General features: G+C 68.4%; 24 protein-coding genes and 1 tRNA gene. 11 read left to right on the forward strand and 14 right to left on the reverse strand.

Annotated elements, in window-relative coordinates:
- The first annotated feature begins 22 nt into the window (after window positions 1–22).
- The 3 genes from ACFT9I_RS08565 (at window position 23) to pknB (ending at window position 5,292) form a co-directional block, all read left to right on the forward strand.
- Window positions 23–1,432, forward strand: coding sequence for an FtsW/RodA/SpoVE family cell cycle protein (locus tag ACFT9I_RS08565; RefSeq protein WP_382562083.1), 1,410 nt, complete (start codon window positions 23–25; stop codon window positions 1,430–1,432).
- On the forward strand, window positions 1,429–2,889 hold the full coding sequence (locus ACFT9I_RS08570; RefSeq protein WP_382562085.1) for a peptidoglycan D,D-transpeptidase FtsI family protein: 1,461 nt from the start codon (window positions 1,429–1,431) through the stop codon (window positions 2,887–2,889). The genes ACFT9I_RS08565 and ACFT9I_RS08570 overlap by 4 nt, the downstream gene beginning before the upstream one ends.
- Window positions 2,890–3,282: 393 nt before the next feature.
- Window positions 3,283–5,292: a Stk1 family PASTA domain-containing Ser/Thr kinase gene (gene pknB / locus ACFT9I_RS08575; protein WP_382562087.1), complete on the forward strand. Its 2,010-nt coding sequence runs from the start codon at window positions 3,283–3,285 to the stop codon at window positions 5,290–5,292.
- A 93-nt stretch (window positions 5,293–5,385) separates the two neighbouring features.
- Here the strand turns inward: pknB and ACFT9I_RS08580 are convergent, their stop codons facing one another.
- The 5 genes from ACFT9I_RS08580 to ACFT9I_RS08600 form a co-directional block, all read right to left on the reverse strand.
- Window positions 5,386–6,114 carry a class E sortase gene (locus ACFT9I_RS08580; protein WP_382562089.1) on the reverse strand — a complete coding sequence of 243 codons (729 nt, stop codon included), beginning with the start codon at window positions 6,112–6,114 and terminating at the stop codon, window positions 5,386–5,388.
- Between the two features lie 223 nt (window positions 6,115–6,337).
- A complete protein-coding gene (locus ACFT9I_RS08585) occupies window positions 6,338–7,753 on the reverse strand; it encodes a class E sortase (RefSeq protein ID WP_382562091.1) in 1,416 nt (471 codons plus the stop codon).
- Window positions 7,750–8,391, reverse strand: a complete 642-nt coding sequence (locus ACFT9I_RS08590; RefSeq protein ID WP_382562093.1) for an aminodeoxychorismate/anthranilate synthase component II — start codon at window positions 8,389–8,391, stop codon at window positions 7,750–7,752. The genes ACFT9I_RS08585 and ACFT9I_RS08590 overlap by 4 nt, the downstream gene beginning before the upstream one ends.
- Window positions 8,388–8,561: a hypothetical protein gene (locus ACFT9I_RS08595; protein WP_354606614.1), complete on the reverse strand. Its 174-nt coding sequence runs from the start codon at window positions 8,559–8,561 to the stop codon at window positions 8,388–8,390. The genes ACFT9I_RS08590 and ACFT9I_RS08595 overlap by 4 nt, the downstream gene beginning before the upstream one ends.
- Before the next feature lie 214 nt (window positions 8,562–8,775).
- Entirely contained in the window at window positions 8,776–9,543 is a 768-nt protein-coding gene (locus tag ACFT9I_RS08600; protein ID WP_382562095.1) for a DUF881 domain-containing protein, read from the reverse strand.
- Window positions 9,544–9,685: 142 nt separating this feature from the next.
- On the opposite strand from ACFT9I_RS08600, the gene crgA reads away from it, so the two are divergent.
- Window positions 9,686–9,943: a cell division protein CrgA gene (crgA, locus tag ACFT9I_RS08605; protein WP_023540235.1), complete on the forward strand. Its 258-nt coding sequence runs from the start codon at window positions 9,686–9,688 to the stop codon at window positions 9,941–9,943.
- Between the two features lie 322 nt (window positions 9,944–10,265).
- Here crgA and ACFT9I_RS08610 read toward each other — a convergent pair whose 3' ends face one another.
- On the reverse strand, window positions 10,266–11,159 hold the full coding sequence (locus tag ACFT9I_RS08610; RefSeq protein WP_382562097.1) for a rhomboid family intramembrane serine protease: 894 nt from the start codon (window positions 11,157–11,159) through the stop codon (window positions 10,266–10,268).
- Window positions 11,160–11,344: 185 nt separating this feature from the next.
- The gene (locus tag ACFT9I_RS08615) at window positions 11,345–11,872 is read right to left on the reverse strand and encodes a peptidylprolyl isomerase (protein WP_382562098.1); all 528 of its coding nucleotides are present in this window, start codon (window positions 11,870–11,872) and stop codon (window positions 11,345–11,347) included.
- Window positions 11,873–12,308: 436 nt separating this feature from the next.
- On the opposite strand from ACFT9I_RS08615, the gene ACFT9I_RS08620 reads away from it, so the two are divergent.
- Window positions 12,309–12,992, forward strand: coding sequence for a DUF5324 family protein (locus ACFT9I_RS08620; protein ID WP_382562287.1), 684 nt, complete (start codon window positions 12,309–12,311; stop codon window positions 12,990–12,992).
- 240 nt (window positions 12,993–13,232) lie between these two features.
- Here the strand turns inward: ACFT9I_RS08620 and ACFT9I_RS08625 are convergent, their stop codons facing one another.
- Window positions 13,233–13,625 carry a DUF6344 domain-containing protein gene (locus ACFT9I_RS08625; RefSeq protein ID WP_382562100.1) on the reverse strand — a complete coding sequence of 131 codons (393 nt, stop codon included), beginning with the start codon at window positions 13,623–13,625 and terminating at the stop codon, window positions 13,233–13,235.
- 221 nt (window positions 13,626–13,846) lie between these two features.
- Here ACFT9I_RS08625 and ACFT9I_RS08630 point away from each other — a divergent pair, with 221 nt between their 5' ends.
- Both ACFT9I_RS08630 and ACFT9I_RS08635 read left to right on the forward strand, forming a co-directional pair.
- Window positions 13,847–14,473 carry a TetR/AcrR family transcriptional regulator gene (locus tag ACFT9I_RS08630; protein WP_382562102.1) on the forward strand — a complete coding sequence of 209 codons (627 nt, stop codon included), beginning with the start codon at window positions 13,847–13,849 and terminating at the stop codon, window positions 14,471–14,473.
- Window positions 14,474–14,538: 65 nt separating this feature from the next.
- Complete coding sequence (locus ACFT9I_RS08635; RefSeq protein ID WP_382562104.1) at window positions 14,539–15,387, forward strand: hypothetical protein; 849 nt, start codon at window positions 14,539–14,541, stop codon at window positions 15,385–15,387.
- A gap of 7 nt (window positions 15,388–15,394) precedes the next feature.
- On the opposite strand, the gene vanX is transcribed toward ACFT9I_RS08635, so the two are convergent.
- From vanX to vanH, 3 genes are read right to left on the reverse strand one after another with little or no spacing between them, the layout of a single operon-like run.
- A complete protein-coding gene (gene vanX, locus ACFT9I_RS08640) occupies window positions 15,395–16,003 on the reverse strand; it encodes a D-Ala-D-Ala dipeptidase VanX (RefSeq protein ID WP_382562106.1) in 609 nt (202 codons plus the stop codon).
- A complete protein-coding gene (gene vanA-Sc, locus ACFT9I_RS08645) occupies window positions 16,003–17,040 on the reverse strand; it encodes a D-alanine--(R)-lactate ligase VanA-Sc (RefSeq protein WP_382562108.1) in 1,038 nt (345 codons plus the stop codon). Before vanA-Sc ends, vanX begins: the two co-directional genes overlap by 1 nt.
- Window positions 17,033–17,992, reverse strand: coding sequence for a D-lactate dehydrogenase VanH (vanH, locus tag ACFT9I_RS08650; RefSeq protein WP_382562289.1), 960 nt, complete (start codon window positions 17,990–17,992; stop codon window positions 17,033–17,035). Before vanH ends, vanA-Sc begins: the two co-directional genes overlap by 8 nt.
- A 288-nt stretch (window positions 17,993–18,280) precedes the next feature.
- On the opposite strand from vanH, the gene murF reads away from it, so the two are divergent.
- Window positions 18,281–19,630, forward strand: coding sequence for a UDP-N-acetylmuramoyl-tripeptide--D-alanyl-D-alanine ligase (gene murF / locus ACFT9I_RS08655; protein WP_382562110.1), 1,350 nt, complete (start codon window positions 18,281–18,283; stop codon window positions 19,628–19,630).
- 9 nt (window positions 19,631–19,639) lie between these two features.
- On the opposite strand, the gene ACFT9I_RS08660 is transcribed toward murF, so the two are convergent.
- Window positions 19,640–20,785, reverse strand: coding sequence for a lipid II:glycine glycyltransferase FemX (locus ACFT9I_RS08660; protein WP_382562111.1), 1,146 nt, complete (start codon window positions 20,783–20,785; stop codon window positions 19,640–19,642).
- 77 nt (window positions 20,786–20,862) lie between these two features.
- Entirely contained in the window at window positions 20,863–21,990 is a 1,128-nt protein-coding gene (locus ACFT9I_RS08665) for an endonuclease/exonuclease/phosphatase family protein (RefSeq protein WP_382562113.1), read from the reverse strand.
- 86 nt (window positions 21,991–22,076) lie between these two features.
- Between ACFT9I_RS08665 and ACFT9I_RS08670 the strand changes: the two genes are divergently transcribed.
- Together ACFT9I_RS08670 and ACFT9I_RS08675 are read left to right on the forward strand one after the other, a co-directional pair.
- Window positions 22,077–22,772 carry a response regulator transcription factor gene (locus ACFT9I_RS08670; protein WP_382562115.1) on the forward strand — a complete coding sequence of 232 codons (696 nt, stop codon included), beginning with the start codon at window positions 22,077–22,079 and terminating at the stop codon, window positions 22,770–22,772.
- A complete protein-coding gene (locus ACFT9I_RS08675) occupies window positions 22,765–23,859 on the forward strand; it encodes a sensor histidine kinase (protein WP_382562117.1) in 1,095 nt (364 codons plus the stop codon). Before ACFT9I_RS08670 ends, ACFT9I_RS08675 begins: the two co-directional genes overlap by 8 nt.
- 67 nt (window positions 23,860–23,926) lie before the next feature.
- On the opposite strand, the gene ACFT9I_RS08680 is transcribed toward ACFT9I_RS08675, so the two are convergent.
- Window positions 23,927–23,999: transfer RNA gene (locus ACFT9I_RS08680), tRNA-Ala, on the reverse strand.
- A 180-nt stretch (window positions 24,000–24,179) separates the two neighbouring features.
- On the opposite strand from ACFT9I_RS08680, the gene ACFT9I_RS08685 reads away from it, so the two are divergent.
- Window positions 24,180–24,728 (forward strand): helix-turn-helix domain-containing protein, encoded by a 549-nt coding sequence (locus tag ACFT9I_RS08685; RefSeq protein WP_382562119.1) that lies wholly within the window; start codon window positions 24,180–24,182, stop codon window positions 24,726–24,728.
- Window positions 24,729–24,733: the final 5 nt, after the last annotated feature.

Below are 24,733 nucleotides of genomic sequence, written 5' to 3' on the forward strand. Positions count from 1 at the left end.
GCCGTAGGGGGCCTTCACCACCATGAGCGTTGTCACCAACACGACCACCATCGGCGCGATCGAAGCGCCGAGCCGCCGCAACACCGAGCTCGCGATGCTCGCCTTCGCCGTCGCCATCCCGATCCTCGCCTACCTGAACGTCGGCCTGGCGGTCAACGACGAGGTACCCAGCGGCATGATCGGGTACGGCCTGGGCATCGGGCTGCTGGCCGGTATCGGCCATCTTGTGGTGCGTAAGTTCGCCCCGTACGCCGACCCGCTGCTGCTGCCGCTGGCCACCCTGCTCAACGGCCTGGGACTCGTCCTCATCTGGAGGCTGGACCAGTCGCCCCGGCTGATCGCCCGCGCGGAGCGGCAGTTCGGCGGCTTCACCCCCGACGCCCCCAAGCAACTGCTGTACTCCGCGATCGGCATCGCGCTCTTCGTCGCCGTCCTGCTGCTGCTCAAGGACCACCGCATCCTCCAGCGCTACACCTACATCTCCATGGCCGTGGCGCTGGTCCTGCTGATCCTCCCGGTCTTCTTCCCGGCGGTGAACGGCGCGAAGATCTGGGTCAGCATCGGCCCCTTCAACGTCCAACCGGGCGAGTTCGCGAAAATCATCATCGCGATCTTCTTCTCGGGCTATCTGATGGTGAAACGCGACGCCCTGGCACTGGCCAGCCGCCGGGTGATGGGCCTCTACCTGCCGCGCGGCCGCGACCTCGGCCCGATCCTCATGGTCTGGGCCATGTCGATCCTGATCCTGGTCTTCGAGACCGACCTCGGCACCTCGCTGCTCTTCTTCGGCCTCTTCGTGGTGATGCTGTACGTCGCCACGGAACGCACCAGCTGGATCGTCTTCGGCCTGGTGATGTCCGCCGCGGGCGCGGTCGGTGTCGCGACGTTCGAGCCGCACGTCCAGCAGCGTGTCGAGTTCTGGCTGAACCCCTTCGCGGACTCCACGTGGGAGCAGAGCGAGCAGGTCGGCCAGGCCCTCATGTCGTTCGGCGCCGGCGGCACGCTCGGCACCGGGCTCGGGCAGGGCAACTCCGACCTGATCGGCTTCGCGGCCAACTCCGACTTCATCCTCTCCACCGTCGGCGAGGAGTTCGGGCTCGCCGGCACGATGGCGTTCCTGCTGATCTACGGCCTGATCGTGGAGCGCGGCGTGCGGACCGCGCTCGCCGCCCGCGACCCGTTCGGCAAGCTCCTGGCGATCGGCCTCTCCGGCGCCTTCGCCATCCAGGTCTTCGTGGTCGCCGGCGGTGTCATGGGCCTCATCCCGCTGACCGGTATGACGATGCCGTTCGTCGCGGCCGGTGGTTCCTCGGTGATCGCCAACTGGGCGCTGATCGGCATCCTCATCAGAATCAGCGACACCGCGCGCCGCCCCGCACCGGCGCCCGCCCCGTCACCCGACGCCGAGATGACCCAGGTGGTCCGACCGTGAACAAGCCCCTGCGACGTATCGCGATCTTCTGCGGGCTCCTCGTCCTGGCGCTGCTGGTGCGCACCAACTGGCTCCAGTACGTGGAGGCCGACGAGCTGAACAGCCACGACCGCAACCGCCGCGTCCTGATCGAGCGGTACGCGAGCGAGCGCGGCAACATAGTGGTCGACGGCAAGCCCATCACCGGATCGAAGAAGACGGACGACACCGACTTCAAGTTCAAGCGGACCTACCTCGACGGCCCGATGTGGGCGCCGGTCACCGGATACGCCTCGCAGGCGTACGACGCCACACAGATCGAGAAGATCGAGGATGGCATCCTCACCGGCAACGACGACCAGCTCTTCTTCGACCGCACCATGGCGATGTTCACCGGTGACGAGGCGAAGGGCGGCAATGTCGTCACGACCCTCAACGGCGCCGCGCAGAAGGCGGCATTCGAGGGACTGGGCAGCAAGAAGGGCGCCGTCGTCGCCCTGGAGCCGAGGACCGGCAAGATCCTCGCGCTGGCCTCCACCCCCTCGTACGACCCCTCGTCCTTCGCCGGTTACGGCGCCACGGACGAGAAGGCCTGGAACAAGCTCGGCAAGGACACCGACAAGCCGATGCTCAACCGCGCGCTGCGCGAGACGTATCCGCCCGGCTCCACCTTCAAGGTCGTGACGGCCGCGGCGGGGCTGGAGCACGGTGTCGTGGACGACATCGACGCGAAGACCGAGTCCCCGCTCCCGTGGATCATGCCGGGCACGACGACGCCGCTGGTGAACGAGGGCAACATCCCTTGTAAGGACGCGACGCTCAGGGACGCGCTGCGGGTGTCCTGCAACAGCGTCTTCGGCAAGCTCGGCTATGACGTCGGCGCGGACAAGATGCTGGAGACCGCGAAGAAATTCGGTTTCAACGAGGAGCAGTTCGTCCCGGTCCGCGCCAACGCCTCTATCTTCCCGGAGGAATTGAACGATTCGCAGACGGCGCTCTCCTCCATCGGGCAGTTCGACACCCGTACCACCCCGCTCCAGATGGCCATGGTCGTCTCCGCCATCGCCAACGACGGCAAGCTCATGAAGCCGTACATGATCGACCAGCTCGAAGCCCCGAATCTTGACGTGATCAAGAAGACCGAGCCCGAGGAGATGGGCCAGCCCGTCAGCCAGGAGCACGCGCAGATGCTCCAGGAGATGATGGAGACGGTCGTCGACGAGGGCACCGGCAAGAACGCGCAGCTCCCGAACGTGAAGGTCGGCGGCAAGACCGGCACCGCGCAGCACGGCGAGAACAACAGCAAGAACCCGTACGCCTGGTTCATCTCCTACGCCAAGGACGACAACGGGTCGCCGGTCGCGGTGGCGGTCGTGGTCGAGGACAGCGACGCCACCCGTGACGACATCTCCGGCGGCGGTCTCGCCGCCCCGATCGCCAAGGACGTCATGAAGGCCGTGATCGACAGCAAGAAGTAATCGGGATATCCCGCAATGGCCCGGACAGCTGCCGACGCTGTCCGGGCCATTGTCGGAGCGGACAGCAAACCGGACGACGGAACCGAACGGCAAACCGCACGACGGGCGGCCGATAAGAGCGGGATAAGTTTCCCTCTACACCGAACCCGGCGGACATAGCGACGGAATTTCCGAAGAATCGAAATTCAGCCGCCAATGTCCAGCTGGTGATCTGCCTCACTATCAGGGCCGCAAGCATTAACGACCGATATGTGGCCATTCAAGTACCAGTCCTGTATCAGCTACCAGGGACGGTCGGACCGGATGCGGCGTGCCCGGTAGCGTATGCGCGAACAGCACACCGCCGGACCGCACACCGGTGCGGTCGGGACAGACGGAGAGGGCTGGAACAGTATGGAAGAGCCGCGTCGCCTCGGCGGCCGGTACGAGCTGGGCTCGGTGCTCGGCCGTGGTGGCATGGCCGAGGTGTACCTCGCGCACGACACCCGGCTCGGCCGCACCGTCGCTGTGAAGACGCTGCGGGCCGATCTCGCCCGCGACCCGTCCTTCCAAGCCCGGTTCCGCCGAGAGGCCCAGTCGGCCGCCTCGCTCAACCACCCCGCGATCGTCGCTGTCTACGACACGGGTGAGGACTACGTCGACGGGGTGTCCATCCCGTACATCGTGATGGAGTACGTCGACGGGTCCACCCTGCGAGAGCTGCTGCACTCCGGGCGCAGACTGCTGCCCGAGCGCACGCTGGAGATGACCGTAGGCATCCTCCAGGCGCTGGAGTACTCGCACCGCGCCCAGATCGTCCACCGCGACATCAAGCCGGCCAACGTCATGCTGACGCGCACCGGCCAGGTCAAGGTCATGGACTTCGGCATCGCCCGCGCCATGGGCGACTCCGGCATGACGATGACCCAGACCTCCGCGGTCATCGGCACCGCGCAGTACCTCTCGCCCGAGCAGGCCAAGGGCGAGCAGGTCGACGCGCGCTCCGACCTGTATTCGACCGGCTGTCTGCTCTACGAGCTGCTGACCGTGCGACCGCCCTTCATCGGGGACTCACCGGTCGCCGTCGCGTACCAGCACGTACGGGAGGAGCCGCAGGCGCCGAGCAACTTCGACCCCGAGATCACGCCCGAGATGGACGCGATCGTGCTGAAGGCGCTCGTCAAGGACCCGGACTACCGCTACCAGTCGGCCGACGAGATGCGCGCCGACATCGAGGCCTGCCTCGACGGCCAGCCCGTCGCGGCCACGGCGGCGATGGGCGCGGTCGGTTACGCGGGCGGCTACGGCGGCTCCGACGACCAACCCACCACGGCCCTGCGCGCCGCCCCGCCCGGCGGCGGCCAGACGTCGATGATGCCGCCGGTCAACCCCGACGACGGCGGCGGCTACGGCAACTACGACGACCGTCCGGACCGGCGCCGGCAGAAGAAGTCCAACACCTCGACGATCCTGCTGATCCTCGCCGGCGTCCTGGTGCTCGCGGGCGCCATCCTGATCGGCAAGGCGGTCTTCGGGGGCGACGGCGGCAGCTCGGGCAAGATCGACGTGCCGCAGCTCGTGGGGGAGACCTTCGCGGAGGCGAAGGGGCTGGCGAGCAACGCGTCGGTCGAGCTCGCCCAGTCCGGGACGGAGCGCTGCGACCAGCCCAAGGGCGCCATCTGCTCCCAGAACCCCGCGTTCGGCGGGAAGATGACCCAGGGCGACACCATCCAGGTCGTCGTCTCCGAGGGTGCGCCGAAGGTCCAGGTGCCCGACGTCGCCGACGAGGCCGTCGAGGACGCCACGAAGACCCTTGAGGACGCGGACTTCGACGTCGAGACCAAGCAGGTCGAGAGCGACCAGGACCCGGGCACGGTCGTCAGTCAGAAACCGAACGGCGGCTCGGAGGCGGAGAAGGGCTCGACGGTCACGCTCTCCGTCGCCAAGCAGGCGCAGGTCCCGGTGCCGCCCGTGACGGACAAGCCGTTCGAGGAGGCGAAGAGCCAGCTCGAAACGCTCGGCTTCACGGTCGCGCGTACCGACGTGGACTCCGAGAAGCCGGCGAACACCGTCGTCGACCAGAACCCGGCGGGCAACTCCAAGGCGCCCAAGAACAGTCAGATCACGCTCCAGGTGTCGAAGGGTCCGCAGCAGCCGGAGAAGGTGCAGATCCCTGGTGACGTCGGGGGCAAGACCTTCGCCGAGGCGAAGGCTCAGCTGGAAGGCCTGGGTCTGGTGGTCGCACTGGCACCGAACTCGCCGAACGACCCCAACGCGCGAGTGATCACGAGCAACCCGCAGCCCGGCCAGCCGGTCGACAAGGGCAGCACCGTGACGCTGTTCGTCACTCCCGTGGGCAACGGGAACGACGGGGGCGGGGACAACGGAGGCTTCATCGGCGGCGGGCGGGGCGACGAAGACTGAGGCCGCCGCCTCCTGAAGAGGTGAAGAAGCCCCGGCATCCTCAAGAGGATGCCGGGGCTTCTTCGTGTCCCGTCCCGCGTCGTACGAGACGGCTCAGCGCAGCTCTTCCGGCTTCGTGCGGTTCTCGTCGACCTTCTCCGTGCGCTCCAGCTCGGCCCACACGATGTAGCGGTAGTCGGACGTGTAGACGGGCGTGCACGTCGTGAGCGTCAGATAGCGGCCGGGCTTCTTCTTCCCCGACTCCTTGGGGACCGGCTGGAGGACGTCCACGTTGTACTTCGAGGTCTTCGGGAGATCCTTGAAGACCTTGTACACGTACCAGGTGTCCTTCGTCTCGAAGACGATCGCGTCACCGGTCTTGAGCTTGTGGATGTTGTGGAACTTCGCGCCGTGCCCGTCGCGGTGCGCGGCCAGCGAGAAGTTCCCCTTCTTGTCCTTGGGCAGCGCGGACTTGACCGGGTCGGTGTAGTAGCCGGCGACGCCGTTGTTGAGGGACTTGAGGTCCGTGCCCTTCTTTACGAGGACCTCGCCGTTCTTCATCGCGGGCACGTGCAGGAAGCCGATGCCGTTCTTGATGTCGAGGGCGCCGGGCCCGCCGCGGCCGTCGGCCCAGCCGTCGCGTACCTCGTTGCCCTGCTTCGTGGCCTCACGGTCGGCCAGCACATTCGTCCACCACAGCGAGTAGACGACGAAGAGACCGAGCACCAGGCCCGCGGTGATGAGCAGTTCACCGAAGACGCTGACGGCGGCGGCGCCACGACCGCGCCGCGGGCGGACCGGCGCCGGCGTCGGGGCCGTGGCCGGAGCGGGCTCGGGGTCCAAGGACTCAGGGTCGGAAGGGCCGGGTTCCGAGGATTCAGGCTGCGAGGACTCGGGCTCCAGGGATTCGGGCTCCGAAGACCCAGCAGCGGGCTCGACCACCCCAGTTGTCGCGGATGTATCGTTTTTTCCGGCTTCTTCGGGTGTGCTCGCATGCCCGTCGTCGCGCCCTGTTCCCGCTGCCACAGCACCCGTCCCCTGGTCCCTGGTCTCCGTCGTGATTCGTTCAGCCGACGAGAGCGTCGGGCTTTCCCTTGTCGCGTGGCCGTTCCTCAACCATCTTGCCCCACACGATCATTCGATACGTACTGGTGAATTCCGGCGTACACGTCGTCAACGTGATGTATCGCCCCGGCTCCGAGAAACCGGAGCCGGGCGGCACGGGACCGATCACGCCCGTGTTCGACGGCGCGGTCTGCGGGAGGATGCTCGCCATGTCGTAGGTGAAGTACGCGTCCTGCGTCTCCACGATGATCTTGTCGCCGGGCTTCAGGCGGTTGATGTACCGGAACGGTTCACCGTGGGTGTTGCGGTGTCCCGCGACCGCGAAGTTGCCCTGCTTGTCGGACGGCATAGCCGTCTTGAGCCTGCCCTGCGAGTAGTGGCCGACCATGCCGCGGTCCAGGACCTTCGCCTTGTCGATGCCCTCGGCGATCGGAACGACCACGTCGAGCTTGGGGATGTGCATGATCGCGAAGCCCTGGCCGGGTGCGAAGACACCGGGCTGACGCCCCTTCGCCCAGCCCTCCTGGATCTTGTCCGTCTCCTTGCCGGCGTACAGATCGGCCTGGATGTTGGTCCACCACAGCTGGTACGTGACGAACAGCAGCATCAGCACACCGAGGCTGATGAAGATCTCGCCGACCGCGCGGCTGAGGATCACTCCCGGACTGTCCTTGAGAGCACGGGCGGCCCGCCGCGCCTCGACCCGGGAAAGCGGCCTGGCGGGCGCTGAGGCTCCCGGGGCACCCTCGGGGCCCCCGGCGCCCGGCGGGCGCGTACGACCGCGCCCACGGCCGCCCTTGGCCGCTTTACGCCGCTCGGCACGGCCTCCGGTGGGCGGTTCGGGCCGCACAGGTCGGTCCGGGCCGGCTTCGGAGTCGGAGATGGAGTCGGAGATGGTGGGCAGGAGGGCCGTGGCCTCCTCGACGCCCCCTGCGTTCATGCCGTCCCGGACGGGGACGTACGGCGGGCCGGGATCCGGCTGAGGCGGCGCGGGCACAGGCACAGCTACCGGCACAGCTACCGGCGGAGGCGTCGGGACCGGCACCGGCTCCGGGGCGACCTGCGACGCCCAGTCCTGCCCGTACTCGGCGGGCGCCTCCGTCGTGTACGGGTACGGCCCGTACCCCGACCACTCCCGCTCCGCGTGCGGCGGCCCCGATATCCCGTCATCCGCCGCCCAGGGTCCGGGCGACGAAGGCCGCGAAGGAGCCACAGGAGCCGTAGGGGCGGGAGGAGTCTCGGGGTTCACGGGTGGCGGGACAGGAGGCGGCGCGGCGCTCTGCCCGGGAAGGGGGTCGTTCAACGGATCCGCGAGTCCGTCCACCGCCGCCTCGAACGCGCCTGGTTCCTCGTACGGTTCCCGCTGCTCGTACGAGGCGCCGTATCCCGCGTCGTGCTCGGGGCGGAGTGCGGTCACGCGACCGCCTTGCCCACCACCGGCGCCAGGCCCGCCGACCGGCCTACGGCGCCCGGATCACCGCACTGCGCCAGCCAGTTGGCCAGCATCAGATGACCGTGTTCGGTCAGCACGGACTCGGGGTGGAACTGCACGCCCTCGACGGGCAGTTCACGGTGGCGCAGACCCATGATGATGCCGTCGGCCGTGCGCGCGGTGACCTCCAACTCGTCCGGCAGTTCGGCGGGCTCCGCGGCCAGCGAGTGGTAGCGGGTCGCCGTGAAGGGCGAGGGCAGCCCGGCGAACACGCCCTTGCTCTCGTGGGTGACCAGCGAGGTCTTGCCGTGCAGCAGCTCGGGGGCCCGGCCGACCACGCCGCCGTACGCCACCGCCATCGACTGCATGCCGAGGCACACCCCGAAGACGGGGACGCCGGTGGCGGCGCAGTGGCGCACCATGTCGACGCAGACACCGGCCTGTTCGGGCGTGCCGGGACCGGGGGAGAGCATCACCCCGTCGAAGCCGTCCTGCGCGTGCGCCGTCGACACCTCGTCGTTGCGCAGCACTTCGCACTCCGCGCCGAGCTGGTACAGGTACTGGACGATGTTGAACACGAAGCTGTCGTAGTTGTCCACGACGAGAACGCGGGCCCGGCTCACGGGGTGCCTCCCGCGCCGGTCACGGTCGCGTCCCCGAACGGGAGGATCGGCTCCGCCCACGGGAAGACGTACTGGAACAGCACGAAGACGACCGCCAGCGACAGCACGAGCGCGATGACCGCCCGCACCCACACGTTGCCCGGCAGATGCCGCCAGATCCAGCCGTACATGCTGTCCCTTCCGTTCCGTACCCGTTCCCCGCCCGCGCCGTCGTCCCGGCGCGCGCGATACCGAACCAGACTAAGGGGCCGGGGGGTCACGTGGGCGGCGCATGGGTCAGGTGTGCCGTTGGCCAGGTGTGCCGTTGCCCTCTTCTTCTCGACGAGTCTTCTCGACGAGGGCCACCTCTTAAGGAGGGCGGCGGGGCCGAACCGCTCGGCCCGGCTACTTCACCGGCTTCGCGTAGTGGAGATCCACGGTGCCCGTGTAGCCGGGGAGCGTGGTCTCGGCGTGCTCGTCGACCTTCCAGCCGAGGCCGTACGCCTGGACGTACAGCTGGTAGTTCTGGATCGCCGGCGAATCGTCCAGCGCCTTGCGGAGCTTGCCCTGGTCCCCCACGGCCGTGATCTTGTACGGCGGTGAGTAGACCCGGCCCTGGAGGATCAGGGTGTTGCCGACGCAGCGCACCGCGCTGGTGGAGATCAGCCGCTGGTCCATGACGCGGATGCCGCTCGCGCCGCCCTGCCAGAGGGCGTTGACGACGGCCTGCAGATCCTGCTGGTGGATGACCAGGTCGTTGGGCTGCGGCTCGGGGTAGCCCGGATTGGCCGTGGCGTCCGGCGGGGCGTCGTCCAGCGTGACGGTGAGGGCCTGGCCCGAGACCTTCTTGGTACCCGCCGCGTTCTCCAGACCACGGAGTCGGGCGTCCTCCGCCTTCGTGGAACCGTCGTCCCGGTTGGCGAGGCCGTCGACGTTCTCGCGTACCGCGCCGGTGGACTCCTCCAGCTCGGCGTTCTTGTCGCTGCGCTCCTGGATCAGGTCCGAGAGCTTGAGCAGGGAGTCGTCCGTACGGAGGTTGGTGCCCTTCGCCGTGTTGAAGCTGGTGACGAAGATGAGGCCGGCGAGGGCGAAGACCCCGGCCGTGAGCAGCCGGACCGGCCGCCAGATCGGTCGGCGGACCGGCCCTTCGGGGGAGTCGGCAGAATTGCTCAACGTACCCTTATCTCCTTAGGCGCCGCGGAAGCACTACGCTAACGGACGCCCGGGGGAGGCAGTGTTCCCCCTGCTCCTCACCCCCGGCACACCGTTTCAGTTACCTGCGCGGTCACGCAGCGCATCGACAGGAGAGTCCCTCGTGCCGAAGTCACGTATCCGCAAGAAGGCCGATTTCACGCCGCCCCCCGCGGCGAAGCAGTCGACCACGATAAGGCTGTCCAACCGGAGCTGGGTCGCGCCGGTCATGCTCGCCCTGTTCCTCGTCGGGCTGGCCTGGATCGTCGTCTTCTATGTGACCGAGGGCTCGCTGCCGATCGACGCCTTCGGAAACTGGAACATCGTGGTCGGCTTCGGGTTCATCGCCGCCGGCTTCGGTGTCTCCACCCAGTGGAAGTAGCGGCCTGGCGGTAGCGGCGGCGGCCGGCGTCAAGCTCTGCCCAGAGACTTATCCACAGTGCTGTCCACAGCCGGGGGAAAAGGTCTGACGATCTGTGGATAACTCCACGGTAGGTTGACGCCGGTGTGACTGGAACACCCGCTTCGGCCGTTGTGATGAAGCGTCTCGCCCCTTGTCTCTGCTGGGAAAACCCTGATCAGCGACAAGGGGCACTGATGTTCCCCCACAGATTGCACAAGATCCGGCACACGCTGTGGACAACTGTGTGCTTCAAGGGTCTCCGAGGGCCCTCAGGACCTCGGAAACCCGGGGCCCGGGAACGTCAGGTGAGCTGACTGGTTCTGATGACGACGGTCGCGACGGTCGCCAGCAGCACCACCGCGCAGGTCCCCCACTGCACCAGCGCCCGGCGCTCACGCGGCGCGTGCACGAGGCCCACCGCGATCAACGTGCCCGCGACCAGACCGCCGACATGCGCCTCCCAGGCGATCCCGGACCAGGTGAACGTGAAGAGCAGGTTCAGCGCCAGCAGCGCGAAGACCGGCCTCATGTCGTAGTTCATCCGGCGCATCAGTACGGCCGTGGCGCCCAGAAGACCGAAGATGGCCCCCGAGGCACCGAGCGACGGCTGGTTCGGCGCGGCGATCAGATAGGTCAGCGCGCTGCCCGCCAGACCGGAGATCAGATACAGCGCGAGGAAGCGCACCCGTCCGAGCGCCGCTTCCAGCGGACCGCCGAGCCACCACAGCCCCAGCATGTTGAACGCGATGTGCCACACGGCCTGGTGCAGGAACATCGCCGTGAACAGGCGGTACCACTCCCCGTCGGCGACGCCCACGACCTCGCCGATCTCCGGGTTGAAGGCGTGCCCGATGAGATCCAGCTCGCCGACGACGCGCTGTTCGCTGACGAGGACACCGACGAAGACCGCGAGATTCAGCCCCAGCAGGATCTTCGTGATCAGCCGGGGGTCGGCGGCGACGGTGCCACCGGCGATCGTGCGCGGGCGGGCGGCGGTCGGGGACATGCCCGTGCCGGACCCCTCGCGTACGCAGTTCGGGCACTGGAATCCGACGGACGCGCTGATCATGCAGTCCGTGCAGATGGGGCGCTCGCAGCGGGTGCAGCGGATGCCCGTCTCACGGTCCGGGTGCCGGTAACAGTGGGGTGTGGTGTCGGCGGCGGGCCGGTCCGGGCCCCCGGGCTGCTGGTCCATCGGTCCCCTCGGTACTCGTTGCGGCGGGAGGGCGCACAACGCACCGCCCTCCCCGTCCGGTATGTAACCACTACGGACGGGCAGGGCGGGATGGTTCCCCGAAGGGGAATCCGAGACGTCGTGACGCGTCTCCAGGGGCGGTGTGCCCGACGGACGGCGCGGTGCCGACAGCGCTGGGCACGGCCCTAGCGCGACTCGACGACGACCGACTCGATCTTGACTTCCTCCACCGGGCGGTCGGTGCGCGGGTTGGTCTGGGTGACTCCGATGGAGTCCACGACCTTCTTGCTCGCCTCGTCGGTGACCTCGCCGAAGATGGTGTGCTTGCGGGTCAGCCACGCGGTGGGCGCCAGGGTGACGAAGAACTGCGAGCCGTTGGTGCCCGGTCCCGCGTTCGCCATGGCCAGGAGGTAGGGCCTGTCGAAAGAGAGGTCCGGGTGGAACTCGTCCCCGAACTCGTAGCCCGGACCGCCGGTGCCGTTGCCCAGCGGGTCCCCGCCCTGGATCATGAAACCGCTGATGACCCGGTGGAAGACGGTGCCGTCGTACAGCCGGTCGCTGGACTTCTTGCCGGTCGCCGGGTTGGTCCATTCACGCTCGCCCTTGGCGAGCTCCACAAAGTTCTTGACCGTCTTCGGCGCGTGGTTCGGCAGGAGCCGGATCTCGATATCGCCTTGGTTGGTCTTCAGGGTGGCGTAAAGCTGCTCGGCCACGATCTGCCTTCCGTGAGTCTGCTCTGACTCTGTCGATCCTCGCACGGACGGCGGGCGCGCCGCCCGCCCCGTACCCCTCGAGCGCTCGCGGCGTCCCGTGACGGGGAATCAGCGGCCGCCGGCGGGGCATACGCGAGGGCGGGCGACGGTCGCGGCAACGGCCGGGCGACCACGGGGCGACGACGGGAGAAAGGCGAGGCAGTCATGGCCTTAACGGGGCACGGCACGGCGAAGCGTGGCATTGTCGTCGACAAGCTCCCCTTGCACCGCAATGCCCAGGCATCGCCCCAAGTCGTCTTCCATGACCCGGATGCCCGCACCGCATGCCGGTACGGCGGGCGGCAGGCATGATTTCGATCTGGGTGGACAGGCGGATCTTTGTCCAATAACGGGGGAAACCCCCAAGCCCCTGACCGCCACCGAGGAGGAGGATCCTGTGACCCGCATGGACAGCGTGCGCGCCGCTACCGATTCGGCGAAGGAGAGCGTGCTGCACGCCGCGGAAGCGGTGGCACCCTACGCCGATACGGCCAAGGAACAGGCCGCGTTGTACGCCGAAGAGGCCCGCGTCCGGCTCGCACCGAAGGTGCAGAAAGCCGCGAAGCAGGCTCGTGTTCAGTACGGCGCCCACGTGGCGCCGCATGTGCCCCCAAAGGTCGACGTGGCCGCACAGCGCGCGGCGGCTCGGACGCGTAAGGCAGCGCGTCAGGCAGCCGACTACACGGTGCCGCGCGTCGAGCACGCGGTCTCCGTCGCACAGCCGGTCGCCGGGGAGGCAGCGGCTCGTTCCGCTGCCGCTCTCGCCGCACTGCGCGGTCAGATCACGGTGAAGGAGGTCCAGAAGCTTGTGCGGAAGCATGAGCGACGGGCCAGGGCCGGACGGCTCGCCAAGGGCCTGGTGGTCCTCGGTGTACTGACCGGTGGCGCTTTCGCCGCGTGGAAGTGGTGGGACAAGCAGGCCAATCCCGACTGGCTGGTGGAACCGCCCGCTCCTACAGAGGTCTCCGAGCACAACGCGTCGCTGTCGTCCGTCGACGGCAGCCCGGGTGCGCTCGATCCGGAGGTACAGGCCAAGCAGGCTGAGGAAGAAGAGGCGAAGGACCGCGACGACCGCCCGTGACGGGTGACCGGTGATCCGTGGGACCGGTGGTGCTGTCGCCGTACGACGACTGCCGTGGCCGGCGCAGAGGATGCGACGGACCGGCTGGTTCGGTACGGCGGGCACTGCGGGTGATCCGGATGCCGCCGGTGACGCGCGTGGTGCGGATGTCACCGGTGACGCGGGTAATGCGGGTGACGCCGGTGATGCGGGTGACGCGCGTGGTGCGGGCGCCGGGAGTCCTCAGGGAATCCCGGTTCCTCACGCCGCGGCCGCGAGCGCCGCGTCGGCGGCCGCCTCGTTGTCACGCGCCACGTCGGCGTCCGTACGGGTGTCGACGGGCAGGCGTCGGACCGAAGGTGACGAGCCGTGCGCTTCGGCGCGGATACGCTGCTCGATGGTCGGCGGCCGGGACGTGTCCGACGGCCGCGCGTTCTCCGGCAGTGCCCGTCGCACCGCGGGTGCCGCCTCACCTCCGCCCCGCTCCTCGGCGGCGGGGGCGACCGGCGACTGACCCTTCGCCGGCTGCTCGGCGGGCTGCTGTACGGCGGCCTCCGCCGACGCCGCGGGGGCGGTCAGCCCCAGGGTGGTGAGCACCGCGAAGAACGCGGTCAGGAAGACGGTCCACAGATTCTTGACCTTGAAGGCGGCCATGGCCCCTCGCTTTCAGGTTGCGCTCGGGTTGAGCGATCTACATACCTTCCTCATGATGTGTACGCATCTTGGGAATCGAGGGACCAACGCCGCCACTGCGCAGTTCTTCTGATGAACACCACCCGTACGGTGCAACGGGCGCCGTTAATCGTTTGTGAGACCGCGTCGGGCGGGCCTCCGGCTCCCTCTGGAGCGAGCGTTCTATCCAGTAGAATTCCCCTGTGAAGACAGCGGAGCAGGACCCCACCACGGGTGCGGAGCGCCCGGTCGGCACACGCGAGAGAATCGTCCGGGCCGCCTCGCTGCTCATGCAGCGCCAGGGCTACGACGGCACGGGAATCAAACAGATCTCCACCGAGGCCGGAGCCACACTCGGGTCGGTCTATCACTTCTTCCCCGGCGGCAAGCAGCAGTTGGCCGTCGCCGCGATCGGGCACGGGGAGCGCGAGTTCGCCGACGAACTGCGCCTCACCCTCGACGGAGCCACCGACCCGGCCCAGGCGGTGATCGACTGCGCGCACCGCCTCGCGGAGGGTCTGCGCGAGTCCGACTGGGTCGAGGGGTGCCCGGTCACCGCCACGGCCCTCGGTACGGCGGGCCGCGCGCCCGACATCCAGGAGGCCGCGGCTGCCGCGTTCGCGAACTGGCGCGACCTGGTGTACGCCCGACTTCGCCGCGCCGGCATCGCCGAGGACGACGCCCACGACCTGGCCCACACGGTGATCAGCACCCTGGAAGGCGCCGAACTGGCGGCCCAGGTCTCCCGCAGCGAGCGCCCACTGCTCACGGCGGGCCGCCACCTCGCGCAGCTCATCGACCTCTACGCCCCGACGGGGACCGATTCCTGAGCCCAGGTCAGGCCATTGGTGCGACACCCTGGCCAGGACAGGGGAACGATCCGATCCTTGTCGGTATGAACGACGGCGTGGTGTGGCTCGTACTGAGCACGAGTGGGCTCCTGGTGCTGCTGAACGCCGGGATCGGCGTCCTGGCCCTGTGGAGTCACCGGTCCGATCTGCGCGTGACGGAACGTCTGATCGCTTCGGGAGAGCTGGACGTGTACCACGCGACCTGGCTGACCGGGTGCGGATACAGCCGGACGTGGACGTCCACCTGGCACCGGGAACGTGTCGCGGCGGAACTCGCCCTCCGGGCGCTGAACGCGGCGGGGCTGGTGCACACCGGCGGGCAAGCAGGGCTCGTACCGCCGCCCGGCGGGCAAGCAGGGCTCGTACCGCCGCCCGGCGCGCCGCATCCGGCGGACGCGGCGCCTCCGGACCATCCGCTGACTCTCGCCGCGTGGCGGTTCGTCCGCGACTCCTGGTCCGCCGGACGCCCGGTGACGGTGAGGGCGCTCGCCGATCACCCCGCTTTCAAGACGGCCTGCACAGCGCACCGGGAGCGGTTGTCCGGCCGTCTGCCCCCGCGTCGCACACGGCGGGACAACCACGCCGAGCGTGCGCCGTGGACCGTGGCGCTGATCGGCGCGGGATGGATCTCGCTCAACACCACGGTCCTGATGGCGACGGACTCCTTCGGCGACACCAGCGCCGGGCCGGAGGGATTCGAGAGGGCCGTCGCACTGCTCGCACTGGCGGTCGGCGCCGCCGCCCTCCCCGCCCTCGTCCTGGTCGTCCTGCACGTCTTCCTCTGGCGGGCCTGGCAGGACCGCTGGCCCCGCCGGCTGCGCACGCACTGCGAGGAGCTGATCCGGCGGGAGTCCCGGGACTGGGTGCCGCTGTCACGTATCCCCGTGGGGTGAGAGCCCACTATGTGACGGGAAAATCGAAATAGGTGTCCGGATAGGGCTCATCTTTCAGCGTGTAATGCCACCACTCGCACTCGTACGAGCTGAATCCGCAGGCATCCATGACGGAGCGCAGCTGTTGACGGTTCGCCGCTTCGACGTGCGTGATCCCCTTTGCTCCATGATGCGATATCGAATCCATCAGGTCATGGCCCCCGCCCATGGGAGAGAGTTCACCGGTGGCCAAGTGATACAGCGTCAAGTCGACGGTGCTGCCCCGGCTGTGGCCCGACTTGGCGGCCACGTATCCCCTCTCGAACATCTCGGCCCTGTCGATGTTCGGATAGTGCCGCGACTTGGTCCGACCGTCCTCCGGATGCTCCGACCATCGCACAAAGCAGTCCACGGCGTGTTGCGGGCGGTACCCGTCCCAGAGAAGCAGGCCGAAGCCGAGGGATTCGGCCTTCCCTTGCGCCTTTTCCAGAGCAGCGCACAGAGCCCTTGTGCCGACGATTCGATTCGCCAGGTATCCGTCCACCGGTTTGCCGGTGAAGTTGTCCCAGGTGGCGTACTTGGCATCCCAGCGCAGTCCGGGTACAAGCTCGTCCACGAAGACGAAATCGTCTTTCATCAGCTTTTGCCCGTCAATGCCAACGCGACCATCCGGTCGATCACTTCGGCGAGCGGCAGGCCGGCGGCTGCCATCATCCTCGGATAACGGCTGTACGAGGTCATACCAGGAAGGGTGTTGACCTCGTTGAGGACCACTTCCCCGTCCTCCCTGAGGAACAGGTCCACCCGCGCAAGTCCCCTGCATCCCAAGGCGCGGTACACGGCCTTCGCCGTCTCCTGGACGAGCGATCGCGTCTCCGCCGGAATGTCGGCGGGAACGATTGGTGTCGAGTTCTCGGAACCGATTTCGGGTTCGTCCTCCTGATGGATCCTGAAGAAGCCGTGCGAGAGGGCGATTCGGTCCACCTCGCCCGCGACCAGATCCAGGTCGTTCCCCAGGATGGCGCAGCCGATCTCGCTGCCGACGACAGGCGCCTCGATCAGCACCTTCGAGTCGTACTGCCTCGCGGTCTCCACCGCACCCAGCAGGTCTTCTTTTCGGGAGACCTTGCTGACGCCGAACGACGACCCCGAACGGGCCGGCTTCACGAAGACGGGGTAGGTGAGGCGGTCGGGATCGATGTTCTCGTCGGCCGTGACCGTCCAATAGGTCGGCGTCGCGATTCCCGCGCTTCTGGCGACGATGTAGGCAAGTGATTTGTCCATGCAGACAGCGGAGCTCTGGACATCGCAGCCCACGTAGGGGATGCCGGAGAGCTCCAGCAGACCCTGTATCGCGCCGTCCTCGCCGAGTGTGCCGTGCAGAACGGGGAACACGACGTCCAGACGGATCGTTCCGTATCGTCCCTGCTCCAGAACGAGCAATCCGTGTACGCCCCTGTCCGGCGACAGCACGACCGTACGGCAGCTGCCGTTCTCCCAGTTCGGGTCGGGGCCGTCGCAGAGCAGCCAGGAACCGCTCTTCGTGATCCCGATGTAGAACGGTTCGTACTTCTCGCTGTCGAGGTTCCGTGCGACCTCTTGCGCGGACTTGACGGAGACGGGGTGTTCTTCCGAACAGCCACCGAATATGATTCCGACCTTCAACCTAGCCATGCTGATTCCTGCTTTCGAATTTCAGGCAGTTGGTGATGGAGTTTTCGACCGTGTCACTCAGGGCATGGTCCGTGTAATAAGCGGTGTGCGGACTGATGAGTACATTCGGCAGCTTCTGCAGCCGCAGCAAATGTTTGCTTTCGATGGGCTTGTCTCTGCGGTCGGCGTAGAATATTCCTTCCTCTCCCTCGAGGACGTCCAGCGCCGCACCACCCAATCTGCCGCTTTCCAATGCCGGCACAAGGGCCTCGGTGTCGAGCAGTGGACCGCGTCCGGTATTGATGACGAACGCGCCGTGCTTCATCCGCTCGATACGCCGACGATTGAGGAGATGATGCGTGTCCGCGCTGAGCGGTGCGTGGAGCGTTACGATGTCGCTCAACCGCAGCAGCTCATCGAGCGGAACGTAATCGGCAGCGATCTTGGGGCGATTGTCATGGGCCAGTACTCGACAGCCGAAACCCCGCAGTCTGTCCACAACTGCTGATCCGATGCGCCCTGTTCCGACCACCCCGACGGTCAGGTCGCGCAGTTCCTTCCCGCGCACATCGTTCAACCGGTAGTCGTGCGTGTCCGCGCGGCGGACGGTGGATTTCGCGTGCCGTATCGCCATGAGCATCAGCATCAGCGTGTAGTCGGCGACACTGTCGGGCGAGTAGGCGACGTTCTCGACGGAGATGCCGACACGTACCGCGTATTCCACATCGATGTGGTTGTAGCCGATGCTCCTTGTGGAGATGTACCTGACGCCGGCCTGACTGAGCGCAAGAAGGGTGGAATTCGCGATCGGGGTTTTATGACCTACGCTGATGCACCGGTTTCCGAAGGCCAGGTGAATGTTGGCTTCCGATACCGCAGCCTCCGTGGCGGTCGGCATAACGCCGAAGCGGGGCGCCAGCTCCCGGAACAGAACGGCCTCGTCCTGCCCGCATCCATAAATCGTGATTCTCATTGCCGGGGAGGCCGTGGAAAACGGGGAGGAAGGGGAGGACGGGGTCGCCGGTTCGCTGTAGGACATGCCCACAGTCAAGGCAACGCCGTGTTGTCGGCACGTATGCGGTTTTCGATATGCCGACGATACATTACCGGCCAGTAGCATATCGTCGGTATATGGAAAAGCGCATACAGGTCGGCAACACCACGCCACCTTGACTGGCGCCATGACCTATCACGAACCGGCCTCCGTCGATCCCTGCCTTGTCAGCGCGCTCCCGCCCGTCGGCGCCCGCGCCGCCCGGTCATGATCCCGCTCAGCCTCGGCGAGATCGCCGCGGTCGTCGGCGGGAAGGTCGAGGGCGACAGCGCCGTGACGGTGACCGCGCCGGCCGTGCTCGACGGCCGGCGGGCCGAGCCGGGCGGCCTCTTCGTCGCCTTCGCCGGCGCGCACGTCGACGGCCACGACTACGCCGGCCAGGCCGGCCGGACCGGCGCGGTGGCCGTACTCGGCTCCCGGCCCACGCCGCTGCCCACCGTCGTCGTCGAGGACGCCCAGGCCGCGCTCCAGGCGCTCGCCACCCATGTCGTGGCCCGGCTGCGCGACGGACTGACCGTCGTCGGGCTGACCGGTTCCCAGGGCAAGACCAGCACCAAGGACCTGCTGGCGGCCGTGCTTTCGGGCGCCGGGCCGACGATCGCCACGATCGGCTCGCTCAACAACGAGTTGGGCGTGCCGCTCACCATGCTGCGCGCCGACGCGGCCACCCGGTTCCTGGTCCTTGAGATGGGAGCCCGCCACGTCGGCGACATCGCCCGGCTCACCGGCCTGGTCGCGCCCGACATCGCCGTCGTGCTCAACATCGGCCAGGCCCACCTCGGCGAGTTCGGGTCGCGCGCGGCCATCGCCGAGGCCAAGGGCGAACTGGTACGGGGGCTGGCGCCCGGCGGCACCGCCGTCCTCAACGCCGACGATCCCCGGGTGGCCGCGATGCGCTCGCTCACCGACGGTCCGGTGCTGACCTTCGGCCGGGCGGAGCACGCCGACGTGCGGACGCTCGGCCTGGCACTGGACCGGCGCGGCCGGCCGTCCTTCACGCTGCGAACCGCCGACGCCTCGGTTCCCGTGGCGCTGCCGCACGTGGGCGCCCACCAGGCCCTCAACGCGTCGGCCGCCGCGGCAGCGGGGCTGCTGGCCGGCGTACCCCTCGACATGGTCCCGCCCGCGCTGGCCACGGCCGCGCTGTCGAGGTGGCGTATGGAGCCGCGCGACCTCGCCGGCGGCGCCACGCTGCTCAACGACTCCTACAACGCCAACCCCGACTCGACCCGCGCCGCCCTGGACGCCCTGGCGGCGATCGAGGGCGTGCGCCGCATCGCCGTCCTCGGCGAGATGCTGGAACTCGGCGACGACAGTGCGGCCGAGCACCGCGCGGTCGGGGAGTACGCCGCCTCCCGGGCCGACGTGGTGGCCGCGGTCGGCGAGGCCGCCCGGCCGATCGCCGACGGCGCGGGAGAGCGGGCGCTGCTCCTGGCCGACCACGACGCGGCCCTCGACTGGCTGCGCGGCCACATCACCCCCGGCGATGTGGTGCTCGTCAAAGCCTCCCGCGGGGCGCGCCTCGATGAGGTCGCCACCGGACTTCTCGCACCATGAGATCCGGGCTCAGCGCCCGCGCCGCTTCATATAGAGGTCGAAGGCCCGGTAGACCATCGGCCGCAGTGGCAGGTCCCACTCGCCGACGTACCTCACCGCCTGACCGCCGGTGCCGACCTTGAACTGGATCAGCCCGACGTGCGGGTCGTCGGCGGCCAGGGTGGGGGTGATGCCGCGCAGGTCGTAGACGTCGCAGCCGGCCGCCAGCGAGTCGCGGATCATCGCCCACTGGCAGGCGTTGGAGCCGCGCACCTCGCGCTTCTCGGTGGAGGAGGCGCCGTACGCGTACCACGCGTGGGCACCGACGCGGACCAGGATGGTCGCGGCGACCAGGTCGCCCTGGTGGCGGGCCAGATAGAGCCTGATCCGCTCGGGGTCCTCGGCGCTCAGCGCCGCGAACATGGTCTCGAAGTAGCGCAGCGGCCGGGGCGTGAAGCGGTCGCGCTCGGCGGTGTGGACGTAGAGGTCGTGGAACGCCTTCAGGTCCGTGCCGACCGTGACCTCGACGCCCTCCTTGGCCGCCTTCTTGATGTTGCGGCGCCAGAGCTGGTTCATGTCCCTGAGCAGGTCGTCCTCGGTTCTGCCGGCCAGCGCGATCTCGTACTTGAACTGGGGATGCCCGACCCCGAAGCCGTCCTCCGGGCTCTGCGGCAGCCAGCCGGTGTCGCCGAGCCGACTGGTCACCCGGGCGCCGATCGGGTCGGTATGCCTGCTGGGCATCTCGGTGAGCCGCTTGACGCTCAGGTCGGCGATGCCCTCCTTGACCTGGTCGGCGCTCCAGACGTTCGTGCGCACCGGCGGGCCCAGCCGGATCGCGAACGCGCCCTGTGCCTTGAGACAGGCCGCCAGCGGATCGAGCCACGCGTCGATCTCGCCGGTCCAGTCGATGGCCGGGCCTTCGGGGAGGTAGGCGAGGGTGAAGCGCTCGAACCGCGGCACCGGCCGGTGCAGGACGAGCGCCGTACCGACCAGCTGTCGGCCGTCGTACCAGCCGAGGGACTCGCTGCGCCACTCGGTCTTGACGCGGCCCCATGCCGGGGTCTGCAGGAAGCTGACCGACCGCCGCGTCCGTACGAAAGCCAAGTGCTCGGCGGCGCTGATCGGCCGGACGGTCACGCTCGGGGCCGCTGTTCGGGCTGGTTCGCTGTAGGGCATGCCTTCAGTCAAGGCAGGGCGGTGTTGTCAGCGCGTATGCGGTTTTCGATATGCCGACGATATGCGTGGCGCGGTGTTCACCAGCTGATTTCCGCCGCCACCGGCAGGTGGTCGCTGCCTGTGGCCGGCAGCAGCCACGTGCTCTCCGGCTCCACGCCCCGGACCAGGATCTGGTCGATCCGCGCCACCGGGAATTTCGCCGGCCAGCTGAAGCCGAAGCCGTCCCCGGCCACCTCCTGGGCGGAGCGCAGCCGCGAGGTGATGCCGGTGAACGCGCGGTCGTCCGTGGTGCCGTTCATGTCCCCGAGCAGTACCACCCGTTCATTCCGCTCGGCGGCGACGGCGTCGTCGAGCGCCTGGGCGTTCCTGTCCCGCGAGTCCGTCCAGAAGCCGTTCCTGGGCAGGACCCGTACGGAACCCAGGTGGGCCACATACACCGCCAGCGGCCCGTGGTCCGTGGCCACCGTGGTGCGCAGCGCCCGGCTGTCGGCCAACTTGACCTCGGCCGGCTTCGCGTCCCCCAGCGGCCCGACATCCTGCTTGATGTCGACCGGCCGCGTGTCCGACAGCGGCAGCCTGCTCCACAGCCCTACCGTGCCCAGAACCGCGTGGTACGGGTACGCCTGCTCCAACTCCTTCTCGTACAGCGGCTTCGCCTGCGCGGTGATCTCCTCCAGGGCCAGCACGTCCGCCTCGGAGGCGACCAGATCGCGGGCGGTACCGGCCGGATCGGGGTTGTCGGCGCCGACGTTGTGGCTGACCACGGTGAGGTCGCCGCCCGGGTGGGACTTGTCGCCGAGCAGCCCGCCGAAGAGGCTCAGCCACACCGTGACCGGCAACACCAGCGCGGCCACCGCGGCGGCGGAGCGGCGCCACAGCGCCCCGGCCAGCAGCGGCGGGATGAACAGGCCGAACCACGGCAGCAGGGTCTCCACCAGGCTGCCGAGGCCCCCGCGGTCCGTGATCAGCGCGTGCAGCAGCATGAGCAGGCCCAGCAGCAGTGCCAGCACCGCGACAACCGGGCCGCGCTTCCAGGGCCCCGGCCGGGCGGCGAGGCGCAGTGCCCGGCGGATCCGCGCGCGCCAGGTGGCGGAGCCGGTGGCGCGGCCGAGGCGGACAAGGGATTGGCGACTGTCGGGCCGACCACCACCAGCCACCGAGTCCGGCGCTTCCGCGTGCGTGCTGACGGTGGGGGTTCGAGTCATGCCGCCAGTCAAGGCAACGCTGTGTTGCCACCACGTATGGGGATTTCGATACGCCGACGATATGCGCGGGCTCGTAGCCTCGGAGTATGCGCGTACTGATCGTCGAGGACGAGCCTTATATGGCAGAGGCCATCCGCGATGGTCTACGCCTGGAAGCGATCGCGGCCGACATCGCGGGTGACGGCGACACCGCTCTGACACTGGTGAGCGTCAACACCTACGACATCGCCGTCCTCGACCGCGACATTCCCGGACCGTCCGGCGACGAGATCGCCAAACGCATCATCGCCTCCGGCAGCGGCATCCCGATCCTCATGCTCACCGCTGCCGACCGGATCGACGACAAGGCCTCCGGGTTCGAGCTCGGCGCCGACGACTACCTCACCAAACCGTTCGAGCTTCGGGAGCTCGTCATGCGGCTGAGGGCGCTCGACCGCAGACGCGCGCACGCCCGCCCTCCGGTCAGGGAGATCGCGGGCCTGCGACTCGACCCCTTCCGCCGGGAGGTCTACCGCGACGGACGGTACGTCGCGCTCACCCGGAAACAGTTCGCCGTGCTCGACGTCCTAGTCGCCGCCGAAGGCGGTGTCGTCAGCGCCGAGGAACTGCTGGAGCGCGCGTGGGACGAGAACGCCGACCCGTTCACCAACGCCGTACGCATCACCGTCTCGGCACTGCGCAAGCGCCTCGGCGAACCCTGGATCATCGCCACCGTGCCCGGCGTCGGCTACCGCATCGACCCGTGGCTAGAGGCCGGACACGAGGGAGACGAACGTGGATAGGGCGCCTGGGCTGAGCGTTCGCCTTAAACTCACCCTCAGTTACGCCGGGTTCATCATGCTGGCCGGCGCCCTGACGCTCATCGCCGGGTGGTTGTTCCTGACTCGTGTGAGTCACGTCGGGCTTGTCTTCCATCCCGACTACCAGCTCTCCGTCGCACGCGACTTCGCTCCGATGGCGGCCGTCACGCTGTCGTTCCTGCTGGTGTTCGGCCTCGGCGGAGGGTGGATCCTCGCCGGCCGCATGCTCGCCCCGCTGAACCGCATCACGCACGCCACCCGCACGGCCGCGACCGGATCACTCTCCCACCGCATCCAACTGCCGGGCCGCGAGGACGAGTTCCGCGAACTCGCCGACGCCTTCGACACGATGCTCGCACGGCTCGAAGCGCACGTCGCCGAACAACAGAGATTCGCGGCCAACGCCTCCCACGAACTGCGCACCCCACTGGCGATCTCGAAGTCACTTCTCGACGTGGCCCGCACCGACCCGAACCACGACACCGGCGAACTCGTCGACCGCCTCCACTTCGTCAACACCCGCGCGATCGACCTCACCGAGGCACTGCTCCTGCTCAGCCGCGCCGAGCAGCGATCGTTCACCCGCGAACACGTCGACATGTCCCTCATGGCGGAAGAAGCCACCGAGACACTCCTCCCCCTCGCGGAGAAGAACGGCGTCACCCTCGAAACCGCCGGCGACATCGCCCCCACGCTCGGATCACCGGCGCTCCTGCTCCAGCTGATCACGAACCTCGTGCACAACGCGATCGTCCACAACCTGCCCGAGCGGGGCACCGTGTGGGTCACGACCAGCCTCCGCCCCGGAAGAGTGGTGCTCACTGTCGAGAACACCGGCGAGAAGCTCACCCCGCAGTTGGTCTCGACACTGATCGAGCCGTTTCAGCGCGGCACCGAGCGCGTGCGCGGCGACCACGCGGGGGTCGGCCTCGGTCTGGCGATCGTCAAGAGCATCACCGACGCCCACAACGGAACGCTCACCCTCACCCCGCGCTCCGACGGCGGGATCCGCATCACCGTCGAACTACCGGTGGAACGACCGGCGACACCCCCGCGCTTCGGCAGGTAACGGATCAGGCCGGCGCGCAAAAAGCCCTTCCGAACCGCGTTTCCGCAGGTCAGAGGGGCTATGTGAGTGGAGCCTAGGGGAGTCGAACCCCTGACATCTGCCATGCAAAGACAGCGCTCTACCAACTGAGCTAAGGCCCCGAAAGGGGTGTACGACGGCGCCGCGGAACGTCTCGGTGACCGCCGGGGACCAGAGTACCGGGTGTCCCCCGTGATCCCGCAAAAGGATTGGGACTCCCGGTGCGCGACCCCGCTCCGTAGGATGCCCCAGAGGTTCGCAGCAGCGAAGCTGCCGCCTGGGGAAGCGATGGGGAGACGCGAATGGACGCCGCACAGCAGGAATCGACAGCAAGAGCCAGAGAACTCCAGCGCAGCTGGTACGGAGAGCCACTGGGAGCACTCTTCCGGCGGCTCATCGACGACCTGGGGCTGAATCAGGCCAGGCTCGCCGCGGTGCTCGGTCTGTCGGCCCCGATGCTCTCCCAGCTGATGAGCGGCCAACGCGCCAAGATCGGCAATCCCGCCGTGGTCCAGCGCGTTCAGGCGCTCCAGGATCTGGCCGGTCAGGTCGCCGACGGCAGCGTCAGCGCGGCCGAGGCCACCGCCCGGATGGAAGAGGTCAAGAAGTCGCAGGGCGGCTCCGTCCTCACCGGCACCAGCCAGACGACGAACAGCACGGGCGCACCGACCGTGCGGCGCGTCGTCCGCGAGATCCAGTCACTGTTGCGGTCGGTCGCCGCCGCCGGTGACATCATCGACGCTGCCGACTCCCTCGCACCGAGCCACCCCGAACTGGCAGAGTTCCTCCGGGTGTACGGCGCCGGGCGCACCGCCGAGGCCGTGGCGCACTACGAGGCGCACCAGAACTAGGCCGA

It is taken from the genome of Streptomyces sp. NPDC057137 (assembly GCF_042670825.1).
Lineage (GTDB): Bacteria > Actinomycetota > Actinomycetes > Streptomycetales > Streptomycetaceae > Streptomyces.